Origin of the sequence: Timonella sp. A28, assembly GCF_051200815.1 — a bacterium.
Lineage (GTDB): Bacteria > Actinomycetota > Actinomycetes > Actinomycetales > Cellulomonadaceae > Timonella.
In genome coordinates this window covers 618,550-634,602 of the sequence record NZ_CP195159.1, presented here as the reverse complement: position 1 = coordinate 634,602, position 16,053 = coordinate 618,550, and the positions used below count along the sequence as shown (strand labels likewise).

15 protein-coding genes are annotated in these 16,053 nt (G+C 52.0%); 10 read left to right on the top strand and 5 right to left on the bottom strand.

What is annotated here, in order from left to right; all coding sequences use genetic code 11:
* The first annotated feature begins 1 nt into the window (after position 1).
* The 6 genes from tatC (at position 2) to ACR9EC_RS02990 (ending at position 8,991) form a co-directional block, all read left to right on the top strand.
* Positions 2 to 856, top strand: coding sequence for a twin-arginine translocase subunit TatC (gene tatC, locus ACR9EC_RS03015; protein ID WP_435300043.1), 855 nt, complete (start codon positions 2 to 4; stop codon positions 854 to 856).
* A 6-nt stretch (positions 857 to 862) separates the two neighbouring features.
* A complete protein-coding gene (locus tag ACR9EC_RS03010) occupies positions 863 to 1,873 on the top strand; it encodes a diacylglycerol/lipid kinase family protein (RefSeq protein ID WP_435300042.1) in 1,011 nt (336 codons plus the stop codon).
* Positions 1,874 to 1,919: 46 nt separating this feature from the next.
* Positions 1,920 to 4,796, top strand: a complete 2,877-nt coding sequence (locus ACR9EC_RS03005; RefSeq protein ID WP_435300041.1) for a DEAD/DEAH box helicase — start codon at positions 1,920 to 1,922, stop codon at positions 4,794 to 4,796.
* Positions 4,797 to 4,817: 21 nt separating this feature from the next.
* The gene (locus ACR9EC_RS03000; RefSeq protein WP_435300040.1) at positions 4,818 to 6,452 is read left to right on the top strand and encodes an amidohydrolase; all 1,635 of its coding nucleotides are present in this window, start codon (positions 4,818 to 4,820) and stop codon (positions 6,450 to 6,452) included.
* A 176-nt stretch (positions 6,453 to 6,628) separates the two neighbouring features.
* Complete coding sequence (lnt, locus tag ACR9EC_RS02995) at positions 6,629 to 8,221, top strand: apolipoprotein N-acyltransferase (protein WP_435300594.1); 1,593 nt, start codon at positions 6,629 to 6,631, stop codon at positions 8,219 to 8,221.
* Complete coding sequence (locus ACR9EC_RS02990) at positions 8,218 to 8,991, top strand: polyprenol monophosphomannose synthase (protein WP_435300039.1); 774 nt, start codon at positions 8,218 to 8,220, stop codon at positions 8,989 to 8,991. The genes lnt and ACR9EC_RS02990 overlap by 4 nt, the downstream gene beginning before the upstream one ends.
* A 74-nt stretch (positions 8,992 to 9,065) precedes the next feature.
* Here ACR9EC_RS02990 and ACR9EC_RS02985 read toward each other — a convergent pair whose 3' ends face one another.
* Together ACR9EC_RS02985 and ACR9EC_RS02980 are read right to left on the bottom strand one after the other, a co-directional pair.
* The gene (locus tag ACR9EC_RS02985; protein WP_435300038.1) at positions 9,066 to 9,410 is read right to left on the bottom strand and encodes an RNA polymerase-binding protein RbpA; all 345 of its coding nucleotides are present in this window, start codon (positions 9,408 to 9,410) and stop codon (positions 9,066 to 9,068) included.
* An 86-nt stretch (positions 9,411 to 9,496) separates the two neighbouring features.
* Positions 9,497 to 9,730: a hypothetical protein gene (locus ACR9EC_RS02980; protein ID WP_435300037.1), complete on the bottom strand. Its 234-nt coding sequence runs from the start codon at positions 9,728 to 9,730 to the stop codon at positions 9,497 to 9,499.
* Positions 9,731 to 10,078: 348 nt separating this feature from the next.
* On the opposite strand from ACR9EC_RS02980, the gene ACR9EC_RS02975 reads away from it, so the two are divergent.
* A complete protein-coding gene (locus ACR9EC_RS02975; protein ID WP_435300036.1) occupies positions 10,079 to 11,332 on the top strand; it encodes a phospholipase D-like domain-containing protein in 1,254 nt (417 codons plus the stop codon).
* Positions 11,333 to 11,417: 85 nt separating this feature from the next.
* A complete protein-coding gene (locus ACR9EC_RS02970; RefSeq protein WP_435300035.1) occupies positions 11,418 to 12,323 on the top strand; it encodes a ParA family protein in 906 nt (301 codons plus the stop codon).
* A gap of 77 nt (positions 12,324 to 12,400) precedes the next feature.
* On the opposite strand, the gene ACR9EC_RS02965 is transcribed toward ACR9EC_RS02970, so the two are convergent.
* Positions 12,401 to 12,991, bottom strand: coding sequence for a MerR family transcriptional regulator (locus tag ACR9EC_RS02965; protein ID WP_435300034.1), 591 nt, complete (start codon positions 12,989 to 12,991; stop codon positions 12,401 to 12,403).
* A 297-nt stretch (positions 12,992 to 13,288) separates the two neighbouring features.
* On the opposite strand from ACR9EC_RS02965, the gene ACR9EC_RS02960 reads away from it, so the two are divergent.
* Together ACR9EC_RS02960 and ACR9EC_RS02955 are read left to right on the top strand one after the other, a co-directional pair.
* Positions 13,289 to 13,966 (top strand): hypothetical protein, encoded by a 678-nt coding sequence (locus tag ACR9EC_RS02960; protein ID WP_435300033.1) that lies wholly within the window; start codon positions 13,289 to 13,291, stop codon positions 13,964 to 13,966.
* Between the two features lie 40 nt (positions 13,967 to 14,006).
* Positions 14,007 to 14,582, top strand: coding sequence for a VanZ family protein (locus ACR9EC_RS02955; RefSeq protein ID WP_435300032.1), 576 nt, complete (start codon positions 14,007 to 14,009; stop codon positions 14,580 to 14,582).
* Positions 14,583 to 14,606: 24 nt separating this feature from the next.
* On the opposite strand, the gene ftsR is transcribed toward ACR9EC_RS02955, so the two are convergent.
* Positions 14,607 to 15,296 carry a transcriptional regulator FtsR gene (gene ftsR / locus ACR9EC_RS02950; protein WP_435300031.1) on the bottom strand — a complete coding sequence of 230 codons (690 nt, stop codon included), beginning with the start codon at positions 15,294 to 15,296 and terminating at the stop codon, positions 14,607 to 14,609.
* Between the two features lie 105 nt (positions 15,297 to 15,401).
* The gene (locus ACR9EC_RS02945) at positions 15,402 to 15,896 is read right to left on the bottom strand and encodes an FHA domain-containing protein (RefSeq protein WP_435300030.1); all 495 of its coding nucleotides are present in this window, start codon (positions 15,894 to 15,896) and stop codon (positions 15,402 to 15,404) included.
* Between the last annotated feature and the right edge of the window lie 157 nt (positions 15,897 to 16,053).

The following is a 16,053-nucleotide window of genomic DNA, read 5'->3' as shown; positions in this document are numbered from 1 at the left end:
CGTGTCTCGTTCCACCCCGGATGGTTTGCCTGCTGCACGTCAGTTGAGGAAGGCAGATAGAGCGCGGCGTAAGGATGAACGCGCTACGAAACGCAGTCGCATGTCGTTGATGGAGCATTTTCGTGACCTGAAGCGGCGACTGTTTTTAGCGGCGTTGGGTATTGTTCTTGCCGCTGTGGTGGGGTGGTTCCTGTTTGATCCTGTTTTTCAGGCTTTGCAGCAGCCTTTGCTTGAGGCGGCCACGAAAACCGACACCACCATTACGGTGAACTTTTCGGGGATGGCAACGGCGTTAGATTTACGTGTCAAGATTTCGCTGTTTATTGGTTTGATTGTGTCGAGTCCGTGGTGGATTTACCAGGTGTGGGCGTTTGTGACTCCTGGGTTGAACAAGAAGGAACGCGTGTACACGTACGTGTTTGTGGGTGCGTCTGTTCCGCTGTTTTTGGGTGGCGCATATTTTGCGTGGTGGGTGATCCCGCATGCGGTAGATATTTTGACTGCGTTTGTTCCTGAGGGTTCTACTAACTTGTTGGCCGCTGACACGTATTTTTCTTTCATTATGCGGCTTCTTATCGCTTTTGGTTTAGCGTGTGCGATGCCGGTGCTGTTAGTGGCGTTAAACTTTGTTGGTATTTTGTCTGCGCAGTCTATGCTTGCTAGTTGGCGGTGGGCTGTTGTTGTTGCGTTTACGTTCGCTGCGATTATGACTCCTACCCCTGACGCGTTAACTATGATTCTGGTTGCGATGCCTATTGTCGTGTTGTTCTTTGCGGCTGTGGGTGTTGCGACGGTTCATGACCGGCGTGAGGCTCGGATGTTAAGCCAGCTTGAAGACGAACTTAAAGGCCACTAAGTAGCGATGCACCAACCTTCACAACGATATGATGAGCCGCGCCGTTTCACTATTGGGCTGGTGATTAACCCGACCGCTGGGCTTGGTAAGGGTGTGTCTGCTGGTAAGAAAGTTGTAGATGAGTTCGCGCGCTACAACGTGACGGTTAAAGACTTGTCTGCCCATACGGCTCGTGACGCGTTAGCGCGTGCCCGTGGTGCGTGTCTTGACCCGTTGGATGCTCTTGTCGTTGTTGGGGGAGACGGCATGGTGAATTTGGGTCTCAACGCAGTTATTGGCACTCCTACGCCGTTGGGGATTATTGCTGCGGGTTCAGGGAACGATTTTGCTCGTGCGTTAGAGTTGCCGACCCGCAACGTTAAACGGTCGGTTGCGTTGATTGTTGATGCGCTCACGCATGGGCGTGTCAGCGAATATGATGCCGCGCAGGTAGAACCATATGTTGCCGCGTCACAACATTCACGTCTTCGTAAACACGAGTTGGCCCCTGCAGAAACACATGCTGAAAGTGCGCGCCGCTGGTATGCCGGAACGTTATCGCTTGGTTTGGATGCGGCAGTGAACGCTCAAGCCAACACGTATGCGTGGCCTAAGGGTCACCTGAAATATATGCGTGCAGTGATCGCATGCATTGCACGGTTTAAACCGTACGGGTATGCCATCACAGTCAACTCGCGGCGCATCGAAACGACAGGGACCCTCGTCGCCATTTCAAACGCCCCATATTTTGGTGGCGGTTTACATGTTGCCCCTCACGCCGACATGATGGATGGGCTCCTCGACTTCATTTTTGCGCAGCCCCTAACAAAAGCAGGCATTTTCAAAGTTTTCCCTAAACTGTATGCGGGCAGGCACTTGGAAGATCCAGCCATCGCCACAAAGCAGGTGCGCGAAATAATTATCGAACCAAGCTCGAGCGGGCAGTTCCCGCCCGTAGCGATGGCTGATGGTGAAGTGATTGGGCCTGTTCCCTTAAAAATTGTTGCCCACCGCAAGGTGTTACGCGTCTTAACCTAGTGTGCCACTGACCCTGTGTTGGATACGCAAAGGATACTCTTAAAGCATGTCGCCTAAACGCTCTCGCGTGCGCGAGACCAAACGCGCCCAAGCTCGCACCACACCCGCTAGCACCGAAGACCTCAGCCCGGCAGAAAAATATGCGCACTACAAAAAACGTCAAACAGTAAGCACCCCACACCTCACTGACTTTCAAAAAACCTTCGATTTTGAACTTGATGACTTCCAAATTGATGGATGTGTGGCCTTAGAGCAAGGGCATGGCGTCCTTGTAGCGGCCCCCACGGGTGCCGGAAAAACAATCATCGGGGAATTTGCGACACACCTTGCGTTAGCTACCGGAAAAAAAGCGTTCTACACGACACCCATTAAAGCGCTCAGCAACCAAAAATATGCAGACCTCGTGCACCGGTATGGGCCCGACCGTGTCGGGTTACTCACCGGAGACACCACCATCAACGGTGAAGCTCCCATCGTCGTGATGACCACCGAAGTCCTACGCAACATGCTGTATGCCGGCTCTACGACACTCGACGATTTGGGCTACGTCATCATGGACGAAGTGCACTATCTCGCCGACAGGTTCCGGGGCGCCGTGTGGGAAGAAGTGATCATCCACCTCAACCACAACATTAAAGTTGTCTCCCTGAGCGCCACAGTCTCCAACGCTGAAGAATTCGGCGACTGGCTGTCAACCGTGCGCGGAAACACCACCGTTGTGGTGTCAGAAACCCGCCCCGTACCGTTATGGCAGCATGTGATCGTCCAAGGGAAAGGCGATAACCCGGGCGGGATCCTCGACTTGTATGCGCACACAGTCGACCCCACCAACCCGGGGACAACCCCACCGATCAACCCCGACCTCCTCAACATTATGCGCCGCGGAAACGACACCTTTACCCGGCGCAACCCTCGGAGGGGACCACACGACCGGCGGCACAGCACACAACGCAACACCCGCAGGGGACCGCCACGATACGCCGTCATCAACGAACTCAAAGACGCAGACCTGCTCCCTGCAATCTGCTTCATCTTCTCCCGCGCCGGATGCGACGCTGCCGTGGCACAATGCCTCGCCACAGGAATCAACCTCACAAGCGAAACCGAAGCTGAACGCATACGCACCATCGCAGAAACCCGCTGCGCGTCAATCCCACCAGAAGACCTCAACGTCCTCGGATTCTGGTCCTGGCTCGACGGCCTTACCCGAGGCGTTGCAGCACACCATGCAGGCATGCTTCCCCTCTTCAAAGAAACCGTCGAAGACCTCTTCTCCCAAGGCCTAGTTAAAGTTGTCTTCGCAACAGAGACACTCGCACTGGGAATCAACATGCCAGCGCGCACCGCCGTCTTAGAAAAACTCGTCAAATGGGACGGCACACAACACGTCGACATCACCCCAGGGGAATACACCCAGTTCACCGGGCGGGCAGGACGACGCGGAATCGACGTTGAAGGGCATGCAGTCGTCGTCGACCACCCCGGACTCGACCCCATGGCCTTAGCCGGCCTCGCATCCAAACGGCTCTACCCACTTAAATCTAGTTTCTCTCCGACATACAACATGTCCATCAACCTCATCAACCAATACGGAAGAGCCAAAGCACGAGAAATCCTCGAATCATCATTCGCGCAATTCCAAGCAGACCGGGGAGTCGTCGACCTTGCTAGGCGGGCAGCACACAACCGTGAAGCACTCGCCGGATACGAAACCGCCATGCACTGCGAGCGCGGAAACTTCATCGACTATATGAAGGTGCGTCGTGCGATTAGTCAGCGCGAAAAAGAATTATCGAGTCGTTCCTGTGGCGCGCACCGTCAAGAACTGATATCTCGGTTGTCTCGTCTGCGGCGCGGTCACGTCATCGATATTCCTTCTGGACGGTCTCATAGTTATGCTGTTGTGATCGATCGAGGTAAGGACACTGGTACTGAGGGGCCACGTCCGCTCGTGTTGACGGAGCAGGGTAAAGTCCGCACAGTCACGATCGCTGACCTTGCGCACGGTCTTGAGACGGTCGGTAGTTTACGGGTGTCAGGTTCGTTTAACCCACGTAAGCCGCGGGAGCGGGCCGAACTTACTCACGTGTTGCGTAACGCGGTACGGTCTGGGGACGGGCTCACACAGTTACCTACCGCACCTTATGGTGGGTCCACGAAGAAAAGTTCTGCGCACAGCGATGAGCGTCTGCACGCTATGCGTCGTGAGTTGAAGGACCATCCGTGTCATAGCTGCCCTGACCGTGAAGATCACGCCCGATGGGGGGAGCGGTGGCTGAAGCTTGATAAAGACCAAGACGCGCTGCTTGTGCGCATTAATTCGCGTACCGGGTCTATTTCAAAAACGTTTGATCGGGTATGTGCAGTGTTGCGGGAATTAGATTACGTGTCAGGGGAAGGCGAAGACCTTGCTATCACCTCGCAGGGTCGCGCATTAGGTCGCATCTATGCGGAAAATGATCTGTTAATCTCTCAGGCATTACACACGGGCATTTGGGATGGTTTGGATGCCCCACAGTTGGCGGCTGCCGTGTCAGCGGTTGTGTATCAGTCACGCCGAGACGATGCCCCTGACCCGCATATTCCTGGAGGACCTGCAGGGACCTTAAACACTGCGTTAAATGAGACTATCCGGTTGTGGTCAACACTCACTGACATTGAGGACGATTACCGTATTCGTGAGACCGGGGATCTTGATTTTGGTTTGGTGGAAGCCATGCACAAGTGGACTCGTGGGCGCTCTCTTGATTCGGTGTTGAAAGACTCGGATTTAACAGCTGGTGATTTTGTGCGCTGGTCTAAGCAGATCCTTGATGCTCTTGATCAGATAGCTGAGGTCTCTGATTCTCATAAAGTGGTGAGGTCTGCGCGTCAAGCAATTGACGCAATTAAACGTGGTGTCGTCGCATATTCAAGTATTTAACAGTGAGTTAAGGAGTCTGGTGTGTCATCAGTGTTGTTGAAGAATGGTTTTGTTCATTCGCCGAGCGACCCATTTGCTGAGTCCATTCTTATCGAGGATGGGATTGTGGCGTGGATTGGCAGCGATGACAGCGCCACCAGTTTTATGCAACGCGCTGATCGTGTCATTGATGTTGATGGTGCATTAATTACCCCAGGGTTCGTTGATTCACACGTCCACCTTTTAGAAACTGCACTGGTGGAAGACGCAGTGGATGTGTCTCCTTGTGCGGGTGGGAACAGTGCCGAGCAGGTTATCGACATGTTGGGTGTGCGTGCCCGAGCGTGGCAGCCCGGTGACGGTGTCATATGTGCGCACGGATACGACGATTCGGCGTGGACAACGGCAAGTTTAACAGCCCGCGATCTCGAGAGCGTCTGCGGGAATGTTCCTGTGTATGTGCCGCGCGCAGACCTGCACTCTGCAATCATTACGTCCTCCCTTGCGCAGCTTGCAGGGGTGCATAACGGTTGTGATAGTGACAGTGGGCGAGTTGTGGGGGCAGCGCATGAACAGGTGCGAGTCACAATCCGAGAAATTCCAGATCAGGAACGTACACGCTTGTATCGCACCGTGCTCGAATCATGCGCCCGCAAAGGCATTGTTGCTGTTCACGAGAATGCGGCCCCTGGCATAGACACGCTTGCTGGAGTGGCAGAACTTATGGCTATGACACAATCGCTGGAGTCTGGGCTGCCAGAAGTCATCGGATACTTCGGTGCTGTGATGGAGTCAGAAGAACAGGCACGCGAGACTCTCACACAGGTTCCAGGTCTTCGTGGTTTTGCCGGCGACTTATCAGTTGACGGTTCCTTTGGTTCACGCTCTGCAGCGCTCCACGCCCCCTACAACGACGACCCCAACACCAGTGGTGTGCTGCATCTATCAGCACACCAGATTGAAACGCACTTGCAGGCCTGCTCACAGGCTGGCGTGCAAGCAGGCTTCCACGTTATTGGGGATCGTGGCCTCACCGAAATATTGGATGCTGCAGAACGCGTCATCGCCCGCGATACAACAATGGCATCAGCGTTCAGGCGGTTAGGTCACCGTCTCGAGCACGTCGAATTGGCGTCCCCCAACGCCATCCAACGCCTTGTGCAGCTCGGGTTTTCGGTGTCCGTGCAACCAGCATTTGATGCGCATTGGGGCGGCCCAGCAGGCATGTATGAGCAGCGGTTAGGTGTTCAACGGGCACACGAAACAACTCCGTTACGGGACTTCTTAAAAGCAGGTATCCCAATGGCTTTGGGTTCTGACTCGCCAGTCACACCTATTGATCCGTGGGGTGCAGTAAGTGCCGCCGTATTCCATAACAACACAGAGCAGCGGGTTTCTGCTCGTGCCGCGTTTCGGGCGCACACCCGTGGCGGATGGCGAGTGGGTGGGGAAGCGAACCCACTCGTCGGAGACATCAGGTTGGGTTCTCCTGCCCATCTTGCTGTGTGGCGGGCTGACGCGTTAGGAGTCCAAGCAGAGAATGACGGCAGGTCATCGTGGACAACTGATGCCCGCTCAGGCTCACCGTTGCTTCCCATCCTTGACGAAAAAGGAACCAGACCAGCGTGTGTAGCGACACTCCGAAGTGGCTTTTTTCTTCATGACGATCTAGGTTAGGTAAGAAACATCCGTGCATCTTGTCATAGAGCATCGTGTGTGACCCACGCACAGCTTCTGAAGATGCAGCCGCCCACATGCTCGTTAGAAAACAGTACACATATGTACTGGTACGAGGAGCGTGTGGGCGTTTTTATTCCGTCCTTTCAGTTTTCTCACGTAGTCTTCAAGACGTGATGTTCCCTGCACTACCCAAAACCGTTTCTTTTGCCCTCGCCGCTATAAGCGGATTCATATGCGATTGGGCTTTCCCCGATAAAAACCTATGGTTTTTAGCTTTTGTTTCCATAGCAGGCCTCGTCGTCTCTATAGCACGCGAATCAGCAGCCTGGAACTTCTTCATCGGCACAACCTGGGGGATCGCATTTTTTCTGCCGCATATTGCGTGGGCTGAATATGCGGCCGGCGGCACACTACCGTGGATTGCGTTGTCCGTCTCTCAAGCATTATTTATCGGCTTTGCCATGTGGGTGTTTACCATCATCCGTAGGTGGGAACGTATCAGTAACAACATGGGGTTCTCTGCGTTAGCGTTTGCGTTCACATGGGTGAGTGTTGAAGCGTTACGTATGACTATCCCGTGGGGCGGTTTCCCATGGGGGAGGCTCGGCTTCTCCCAATCAGATTCCCCGCTGGCACGACTCGCATGGCTCGGCGGAATACCACTCATCTCAGCAGTCATAGCAGTGCTCGGATTCCTTATCGCAGCAGCCATCTTTGCTGCTCTGCGAGTAAACATGTGGCGGGTGGGCTTAGCCCTATCGGCATGCGTCGCACTCATTATCGTCCCTTTTACTGTACCGCTGGACACCCAAGCACAATCAGGGACTCTCAACGTCGCTGGAATCCAAGGAAACGTAGCAAACCCTGGCTTAGGAGCGTTCGCTAATCGTCAAGAAGTATTGAACAACCATGTTGCAGGAACACATGCTGTTGCCGGACGCGACACCACACAACCACTTGACCTCGTCGTCTGGCCAGAAAACGGTACAGACATCGACCCACAAGTAGACTCCACCGCGAGCGCCCTCATCGATGAAGCGGCGCAGGCCGTTGGGGTGCCGCTGTTGTTGGGAGCGCAAGAATATCCAGAATCTGGTGGCCGCTACAACGTGTCATTGCTGTGGCAGCCAGGGGTTGGGGTTATTGACCGTTACGCCAAACAGTTACCTGTACCGTTCGGGGAGTATATTCCACACCGTGATTTCTTTAGGAAACTGTATGCGGGTGTTGACCTGATTTATACGGATATGATCGCAGGGCAAGAAATAGCTGTTGTTGATGTTCCTGTGGCGCGGTTAGAGCGCACAGTTCCCGTTGCCCCGATTATTTGTTTCGAAGTGGGTTATGACGACCTGATTGGTTCCGCAGTTCGTGGCGGGGCAGAAGTGCTGTTTGTGCAAACCAACAATGCGTCGTTTGGTCACACTAATGAGTCCACGCAACAGCTTGCGATGTCGCGGCTGCGTGCAATTGAAACTGGCCGTTCAGTGCTGCATATTTCCACGGTGGGAGTGAGCGCGATGTATACCCCTAACGGTGTGGAGATTGCACGTTCAGGACATTTTACTGCTGAGCAGCTTGTGGGGTCGTTAAATTTGAGGACGTCGCTTACACCAGCGGTAGTGGTGGGGAAGTGGCCGGTTTATATTGTTTCTGCTGGTACTGTGTTGATGCTGGTTGCTGGCAGTGTTGCCGGTATCAAGCAGCGCCGCTCTCGTCGCCAGATGGGCACATCAACAACGTCGAAGAAACCTGGGAAGAAATGACGCACATGTATGACGGGTTAGGGAAAGTTCTCGTTATTATCCCGACGTATAACGAAATGTTGACGTTGCCTGACACATTGGATGCCGTTCTTGAGCGGATTCCGCAGGTGCACATTCTTGTTGTTGATGATGCGAGTCCTGATGGTACGGGTGCGTATGCGGATGAGGTTGCTTCACGCGATGAGAGGGTCTTCGTGATGCACCGTGCAGCCAAGGACGGTTTGGGAGCCGCATATCTTGCCGGGTTCGAATGGGGTCTTGCTCGTGATTATGCGGTCGTGTGTGAAATGGATGCGGACGGTTCACACAGAGCCACCGATTTACAGGTAATCCTTGACGAGCTAGCCGCGCACCCACGTGCCGCATTGGTGCTAGGGTCGCGTTGGGTGCCGCAGGGGAAAGTTGTGAACTGGCCGAAACATCGTGAGGTGTTGTCTCGTGGAGGGAACACGTATGTGCGGGTGCTGTTGGGGTTGGGTTTACAGGACGCGACTGGGGGCTTTCGCGCATATCGCGCGCAGGTGTTGCGTGATATCGACTTTTCCACGATTCAATCACACGGTTATTGTTTCCAAGTGGATATGGCGCGGTCGGTGATAAAAGCCGGGGGAGAGATACGCGAAGTTCCTATCGTTTTTGTGGAAAGAACCGCTGGTGAATCAAAAATGAGTGGCAGTATCGTTCGTGAAGCTCTCGTTAAAGTAACGTTGTGGGGGATTGAGAAGCGTTTCTACCAGCTTAAAGGCCTCGTTACGAAGAAAACGGGATAGTTAAAAACATATGGGTGTGGCTGGTAACAAACAAAAAGTTGTTACCAGCCACACCCATATGTGCGCTTTATAGATTAGGCGCTACGACGTAGTTTTCCTGCACGCAATAACGCGAGGCGTTCCTCAAGAAGTTCTTCAAGTTCTTTAACCGTGCGACGTTCCAGGAGCATGTCCCAGTGTGTACGCACAGCCTTACCAGGGGCTTCTTCAGGTTTTGAAGCATCATGCAGTAGTGCTTCTTCGCCGCAACGGCATTCCCACACAACAGGAACTTCTGCTTCGGTGGAGAATGGCAAGATGATGGTGTGCCCGTTGGGGCATTCGTAACGTGTTTCTAAGCGGGGAGCAAAGTCAACGTTCTCGTCAGTCTCCATGCTCTTGGAGCCGATGCTCATACCACGCAATGAACGATCTGCCATTGTTGCCTCCCTTGTGACTCGGCCGTGTGTTCACATAGCCGTTTTGCTTGGACTTGGGACGAACAAGTCCTTTAATTCCTACAATCTCAACGTTTGTCTGAGCGGATTTGTTCCCAAGCCGCACGTAAGCGATGCTTGCACGCCAGAATTAACAGGTTTTCAGGAATGCTGTATCGGCCGATATGACGCTTTTGGTAAAGAATCAGTAATGCGGTGCGGTAGAACCGTTCAAATTCGCCGAAAACAATCGTACCGAGTTTCATCAACAAATGCGCCGTAAAAACTACAGATTCCAGCGCGAATGCATCACACGACGCCATCTTTTCTTATTTTGTTCTACATTTTTCATCCAGAAACGATAAAAAGGCTTTTCGTGTGCGTGATGGTTTCTTCAGTTTCGTCATATAGTACTGAGGGCCCTCAAGCAGTATGTGTTTTTTATGGTTGAACAGCTGTTACACAACAACAACGATTATCCGATAATGTACGTTATGACAAAACAAGTAGAAAAAAGGCCCAAACTTGACAAAAAGACACTCCCCGTGCTCGCAAATGGTCTTTTTAACCGATTTTCCCTTCTACCCAAAACACCCCACTTTTAGGTGAACTCTGCTCACACACCGGCACGCCGTAGCGTGTAACCAGAAAAACTACTTAGTCTTAGTTATGTGAAACAAGCTGTCAACCAAGCGTTCAGTGGCGCAAAGAAAATCTTTAAGCGCTCCATCATTATTTCTGCCGTCTCAACGCTCAGCGCTGCTGCCACAGTGATCGCTGTTGACCACTGGCAAAAGCGCGACATTGCTCGATCACAAGACTTCCCCCACCTACCACCCCAAGATGTCACCATCGGCGACACCAACGCCACCGTATACACCTACGGCGAAGACCTATTCAACGAAATGCTTACCGCGATCAAAAACGCACAAACAAGCATCTACCTTGAAAGCTACATTTGGAAATCTGACGAATACGGACGAGAGTTCAAAGACGCCGTCATCGATGCAGCACACCGCGGTGTGGACGTCTACCTGGTCTACGATTCCTTCGCCAACCTTGTCGTACCAAAAAAATTCTTGACGTTTCCGGCAAACATACACGTACTCGCCTACCCCGTCTTCCGCCCACAAATCCTATTGTTCGACCTGAAATACACGGGACGAGACCACCGCAAAATCCTCGTAGTCGATGAAGAAATTGGATTCGTCGGCGGATACAACATCGGCACCACCTACGCCAACCAATGGCGTGATACTCACCTGCGCATCACTGGTACAGGCGTCAGCGAACTCACCAGCGCATTTGTGACCTTCTGGAACCACAATCGCCGCGACAACCTACCAGTCATCGAAACACAACACACACCAGATTGGCTCCCTAAAATCCAGGCAGCAGCAAACGCGCCAATTCGCCAAGTCTACCCAGTACGCAATATTTACCTCGAAGCTTTTAGGCGAGCTAATCACCACATTTATCTCACGCAAGCCTATTTCATCCCAGATGCAGTATTCCTCGACGAACTACTTGCTGCTGCAGCACGGGGCGTCGACGTACGAATCATTGTTCCCGAAGCCTCGAACCACGTCCTGACGGACTGGCTATCCCGCGGGCAGTACTCAAAGATGCTCAAAGGTGGCATCACCATCTGGCTATACCGCAACACAATGGTCCACGCAAAAACAGGAACCGTTGACGGAAAATGGACAACCATAGGTACAGCAAACATTGACCGACTCAGTTTGCAAGGTAACTACGAAATCAACATGTCCATCTATGACACGGAACTCGCAGAAACCATGGAACGCGTATTCGAAACAGATCTATCAAACTGCCGCCAACTTGACCTTGAACAATGGGAAAACCGTTCATTTATCAACAAAATTGGCGAGTTCTTGCTCACGCCCCTCTCCCCTCTTCTCTAGCATCAGCCCTGCTCAAACCCGTAAGTATTGCAATGGTCTAATGTCCTTGACCAAATGTGGGGACTACAACCGTTAGAGTTAGTATGTGGCAGTCCTCGGAATATGCAGTTTAAAAGGTGGCGTTGGAAAAACGTCTATTACACTCGGGCTCGCATCAGCGGCAATTCACGCTGGCATGCGCACCCTTGTCGTTGACCTCGACCCTCAAGCAGATACTTCACTTGCACTCGGTGTCGCAGGACAAGCCGGCAACGATATAGCCGCCGTGCTCGACAACCCCTCACAATTTGTGATCGATTCAGCCAAAGCGCGCTCCCCCTGGAACCCAGAAAAACTACACGTTCTTATGGGCTCTAGTGAGTCAGTACGTCACGACGGACCCTCGTATGCACACCGACTCACACGCTTAAAACAAGCACTAGAAAGCCAAGAATCACAATACGACCTTGTGCTTGTTGACTGCCCACCCTCCCTTGGCGGACTAACCCGTCAAGGTTTAACAGCCTGCGACCGAGCACTAGTGGTCACAGAACTTGGGCTGTTCTCCGTCACCGCCGCAGCCCGCGCCTTCCAAGCCATCGATGAAATTCGACGACAATCAGCGCCAGAGCTACAACCGTTAGGTGTTCTCGTTAACCGCGTCCGCGCACGGTCCTCCGAGCAAGCATTTCGTCAAGAAGAACTATCGAACATGTTTGGCCCACTGGTCTTGACTACATATATTCCTGAACGCTCTGCACTACAACAAGCTCAAGGCGCTGGAAGCCCCATCCACGAGTGGCCTAGTCGCGCAGCGCGAGATCTAGCCGATCGTTTTGATGCGGTGCTGTCACGCGCTCTCAGATCAATTGCACGCATCAAAGAACCTGCTGAATTCTCCCCCAGCAGCTACGAACAGCACGTAGAAACTCCAACGGCACCATCCGTCACGCACTCAGAAACCCCTGACGACGAGACACACGTTGAACGCTGGGAACCAACCAAGTTTTAAAACTGCACATACAACACCATAAAGGTAGTGCCATCACATAAAACATGTGATGACACTACCTTTATGGTTACGTTTATCTAGCCTGCGTTTCGTGCAGCTCTCCTGCGCGAAAGCTCATCTTCAGGAGGGGCTTCTACCGCTTCTGCTTCGATGTCATCAATGCGTTCAGCTGGCAACGTCGCAAGGGTTCCTTCAACCTCACGCCACACCCGACCTACCGCAATACCAAACACACCCTGTCCGCCTTGCACCAAGTCAATGACTTCATCAGTTGACGTGCACTCATACACGGATGCGCCATCACTCATCAAAGTAATCTGAGCTAAATCAGAAATACCGCGCTCGCGTAATGCATCAACTGCCGTACGTATTTGTTGTAGCGAGACACCTGTATCTAGCAGACGCTTTACAACTTTCAGAACCAAGATGTCTCGAAAGCCATAAAGGCGGTGTGTGCCAGAACCAGTTGCTGGACGAATCGTCGGCGATACTAAACCGGTTCGAGCCCAGTAATCTAACTGCCGGTAAGTAATGCCGGCAGCTCGGCATGCTGTGGGTCCACGGTATCCCGTGAGGGAATCTTGGTCTTCAATGCCGTCACCAAATAGAGTCCCCTGGGATCGCTGTGGGATAGCAAAAAGTCCCTGCGTTGAATTGCGATCGTTCACTGGTTCCTCCGAGCGGAGCAAAATAGCCGTAGGCTAAATGGCAAGTGGAAAATTGAAGTTCTTTCTTTACGCTATGGCCACTTTTGCCTTCGGTCAACGACCGTTACAAGATTAATGCGGCGTGTCGCAAAAAAACCTTCAACTTAACATTGAAGGTTCGTTTTATACGTTTTTATACCAAATTATTGGGGCACAAGTCCCCGCGTGGCGATTATAGGCGTGAGCGCACTACAGAGTTAAAGTGCAGTGCTGCGGAAGACCCCCCCGATAAGCCCAACTGGTATTAAAGGAGTGTTTGTGCTTGATCGTCGAAAACTAACAGGTTACGTCCTCGCCGGAATCAGCGTAATCGCCTTCATTATTCTCGCCGTATTTTTCATTGTGTCGGCGCAAGGAAAAGACCCACAAACAGGGCAGACACCTTCCGTTTCTACAACACCTGGTGTGCCGAGCAACTCTAAAACCGATGCGTCTAGCACCGCTCACACACAACCTGCTGAGGAAACTACGACAGAACCTCAAGACGAGGCCGCTCAAGCAACAGCAACATATGAATCCGACTATGAGCAAATGGCGTGGCGCACCGCTTTATTAGCGAGTTCGTGGAAAGGCTCAACCACCGCAGAAAACCGTATTAAAGGTTATCGGGAGGCAGGAATGACCCAAGAGCTTGCGGAAACATTCCAGCCTGTATGGGCGGAAGTCTTCGCAGAGGCACAAGCCGTTGACGTATTCGCAAAGCCCGATGGGAAACCACAAGTACAAGAAATTTTAGGTGTAGAAGGCTCCTACATTTGGCGTGTGGCCGTGAATGTGCAGTACAGCGGTACTTGGCATTCCAACGGCACAACAAAAGTGCTTTCACCACGAACAGCAACCTGGTATCTCAATGTTGATCAAGCTAAAGGCGCAGTTACAGCAATCGATGGACCAACCGCAGACGAACTTAAAATTCGTCTAGATGAAGAGGACTAACATTAATGATCACTTTTGATGATTGTGCTTAGGGCACGTCATGACTCAGTACATTCGCATGTTTGGGCCCGCGGCTTTACTGCTGCTGATTGTAGTTGTCATCGCGTATGTGATCGTTGTAGCGGTGCATGCTACACGCTCACAAACCAAACAGGAGTTTAGTCAACGTGTCGCACGTTCGACTATCTGGAGCGTTGGGTTAGCGTGGCTTTGTTTCAGCATCCTCATTACTCTTGTGCCACTTCGCACAGATGGTGAAAGTGGCGTGTATCTTATTCCGCTCGCAACGCTTACCAATATGTTTACAAACATCACTTCCACCACGTTTTTACAATTTTTTGGTAACTTCTTGCTGCTTGGTTGGTTTGGCTTTCTGCTCTACCCACTACTTGCAAAGCAAGGAAAATTGATCACCGTACTAGTGGCTGCTTGTGCCATGTCGCTGACAATTGAAGTGCTACAAGCCGTGCTGAGTCTTGGCCGAATTTCTGCCACCGACGATGTCATTCTTAACGTTTTAGGCGCAGGAGTGGGTTACGTGCTGGCACAAAAAACATGGGTGCCGCGCCTCAACCCTCAAGAGTGTGTTGAAGAGCGACACCGCCCATACGTTTAACTATCTTTAACAGAGGCTGCGCTATCAAAGCGTGTCTTGTTCGACTGCATCCCTCAGCCACACGGCATGCAATTGCGCAAGCAACTGTGCAAGCTCATGACGGGCTTCTTGAGCTTGCCCCTGCGCGCTCGTAGTCTTCTTACTCGACAAATGAGTCAACGACTGGTCTATAACAGACACTTGCCTGTCAGCAGCTAACTTCATCGTGCGAAGATGACGCCAATCAATACCAAAAACATGAAGCTTGTTTGCTAGCTCGACTATTTCCAAATCACGGCGCAGACACGACTCATAGTCTGCGGCAGAAGCCGTTTTAGACCGTGTTCGCAAAACGCCAGCTGAACGCAAATCTTCAACAAACTCAGAAGAAACACCAGCAGCCGCTGCCACATCCTCCAATCGACGTACCGCATCCTGTGCCCTAGTAAGCCCTTGCGACGACGCCAGTCTTGGCGCTCCAGCCTGGGGAGAAGCCTCTACTCCCCTATCAAGTTCCTTCAATTTTTCCTTAATCACTTTTAAAGGAAGGTAATGATCGCGCTGCTCAGTAAGCACAAAACGCAGACGCTCCAAATCAGCAGCACTAAAATGACGGTAGCCGGAAGCCGCACGATACGGAGAAACAAGGCCTTGCTCTTCCAAAAAGCGAAGCTTTGAGTGGCTTACCGCAGGAAAATCTGTTTGTAATGCTGCAAGCACGTCAGAAATACGCATCGTTGGCGTATGCGATACAGTCTGAGGCCAAGATACCGAAACAGCCTCAGAAAGTGACTCCTGAGGCTGGTTCGACCTAAAATTATGCGCGCTAGACACAGACACTCATTCGTTTGTTTGGGTAGGTGTTACCTGCGGTGCACGAGCAAGAGGGCTGTTGTAATAAACCATGCGATACTTGCCGATTTGGATTTCGTCGCCAGTCTTCAACACATAACTGTCAATCCGATCACGATTAATGTACGTTCCATTCAAAGAACCAGCATCACGCACCTCATAATCGGCGCCTGCTCGCACAAACTCTGCGTGTTTCCTCGAAACAGTGACATCATTTAAAAATACGTCCGCACGTTCACTACGACCAGCAAAAACTCGATCCGCATCTAATAAGAAACGTTCCCCGTTACCAGCAGCAGTACGGACAACCAGCAATGCTGAACCCATCGGAAGAGCATTCACCGCATCACGCACTTCAGGACTAGCACCAGCAACATTAAATGCTTCATCAAGAGCCGAAAGCGAAGTAAAAGTCATGGTGGAGTCTGATGGATGCTCTGCTTCATTAAAGCGTTGCCTATGCAGTGGCATGTGTTCGCTCATCTTGACCTCCACGTCATCAAATCGAAACCGCAACATTTGCGGATTCATCCCCTAGGTATTGTTTAGCGCGTACCACAAAACAATACTGTGACTAGCATACTTAGTTTCATCCGACGATGTCATACGCCATCACGCAATAAAACATACGACTATTCTA

Bases quoted from the DNA above. Each gene is read 5' to 3' on its own strand.
- ACR9EC_RS03010 (WP_435300042.1), top strand. From the start codon at position 863: ATGCACCAACCTTCACAACGATATGATGAGCCGCGCCGTTTCACTATT.
- ACR9EC_RS03005 (WP_435300041.1), top strand. From the start codon at position 1,920: ATGTCGCCTAAACGCTCTCGCGTGCGCGAGACCAAACGCGCCCAAGCT.
- lnt (WP_435300594.1), top strand. From the start codon at position 6,629: ATGTTCCCTGCACTACCCAAAACCGTTTCTTTTGCCCTCGCCGCTATA.
- ACR9EC_RS02990 (WP_435300039.1), top strand. From the start codon at position 8,218: ATGACGCACATGTATGACGGGTTAGGGAAAGTTCTCGTTATTATCCCG.
- ACR9EC_RS02985 (WP_435300038.1), bottom strand. From the start codon at position 9,410: ATGGCAGATCGTTCATTGCGTGGTATGAGCATCGGCTCCAAGAGCATG.
- ACR9EC_RS02980 (WP_435300037.1), bottom strand. From the start codon at position 9,730: ATGGCGTCGTGTGATGCATTCGCGCTGGAATCTGTAGTTTTTACGGCG.
- ACR9EC_RS02955 (WP_435300032.1), top strand. From the start codon at position 14,007: ATGACTCAGTACATTCGCATGTTTGGGCCCGCGGCTTTACTGCTGCTG.
- ftsR (WP_435300031.1), bottom strand. From the start codon at position 15,296: ATGCGTATTTCTGACGTGCTTGCAGCATTACAAACAGATTTTCCTGCG.
- ACR9EC_RS02945 (WP_435300030.1), bottom strand. From the start codon at position 15,896: ATGAGCGAACACATGCCACTGCATAGGCAACGCTTTAATGAAGCAGAG.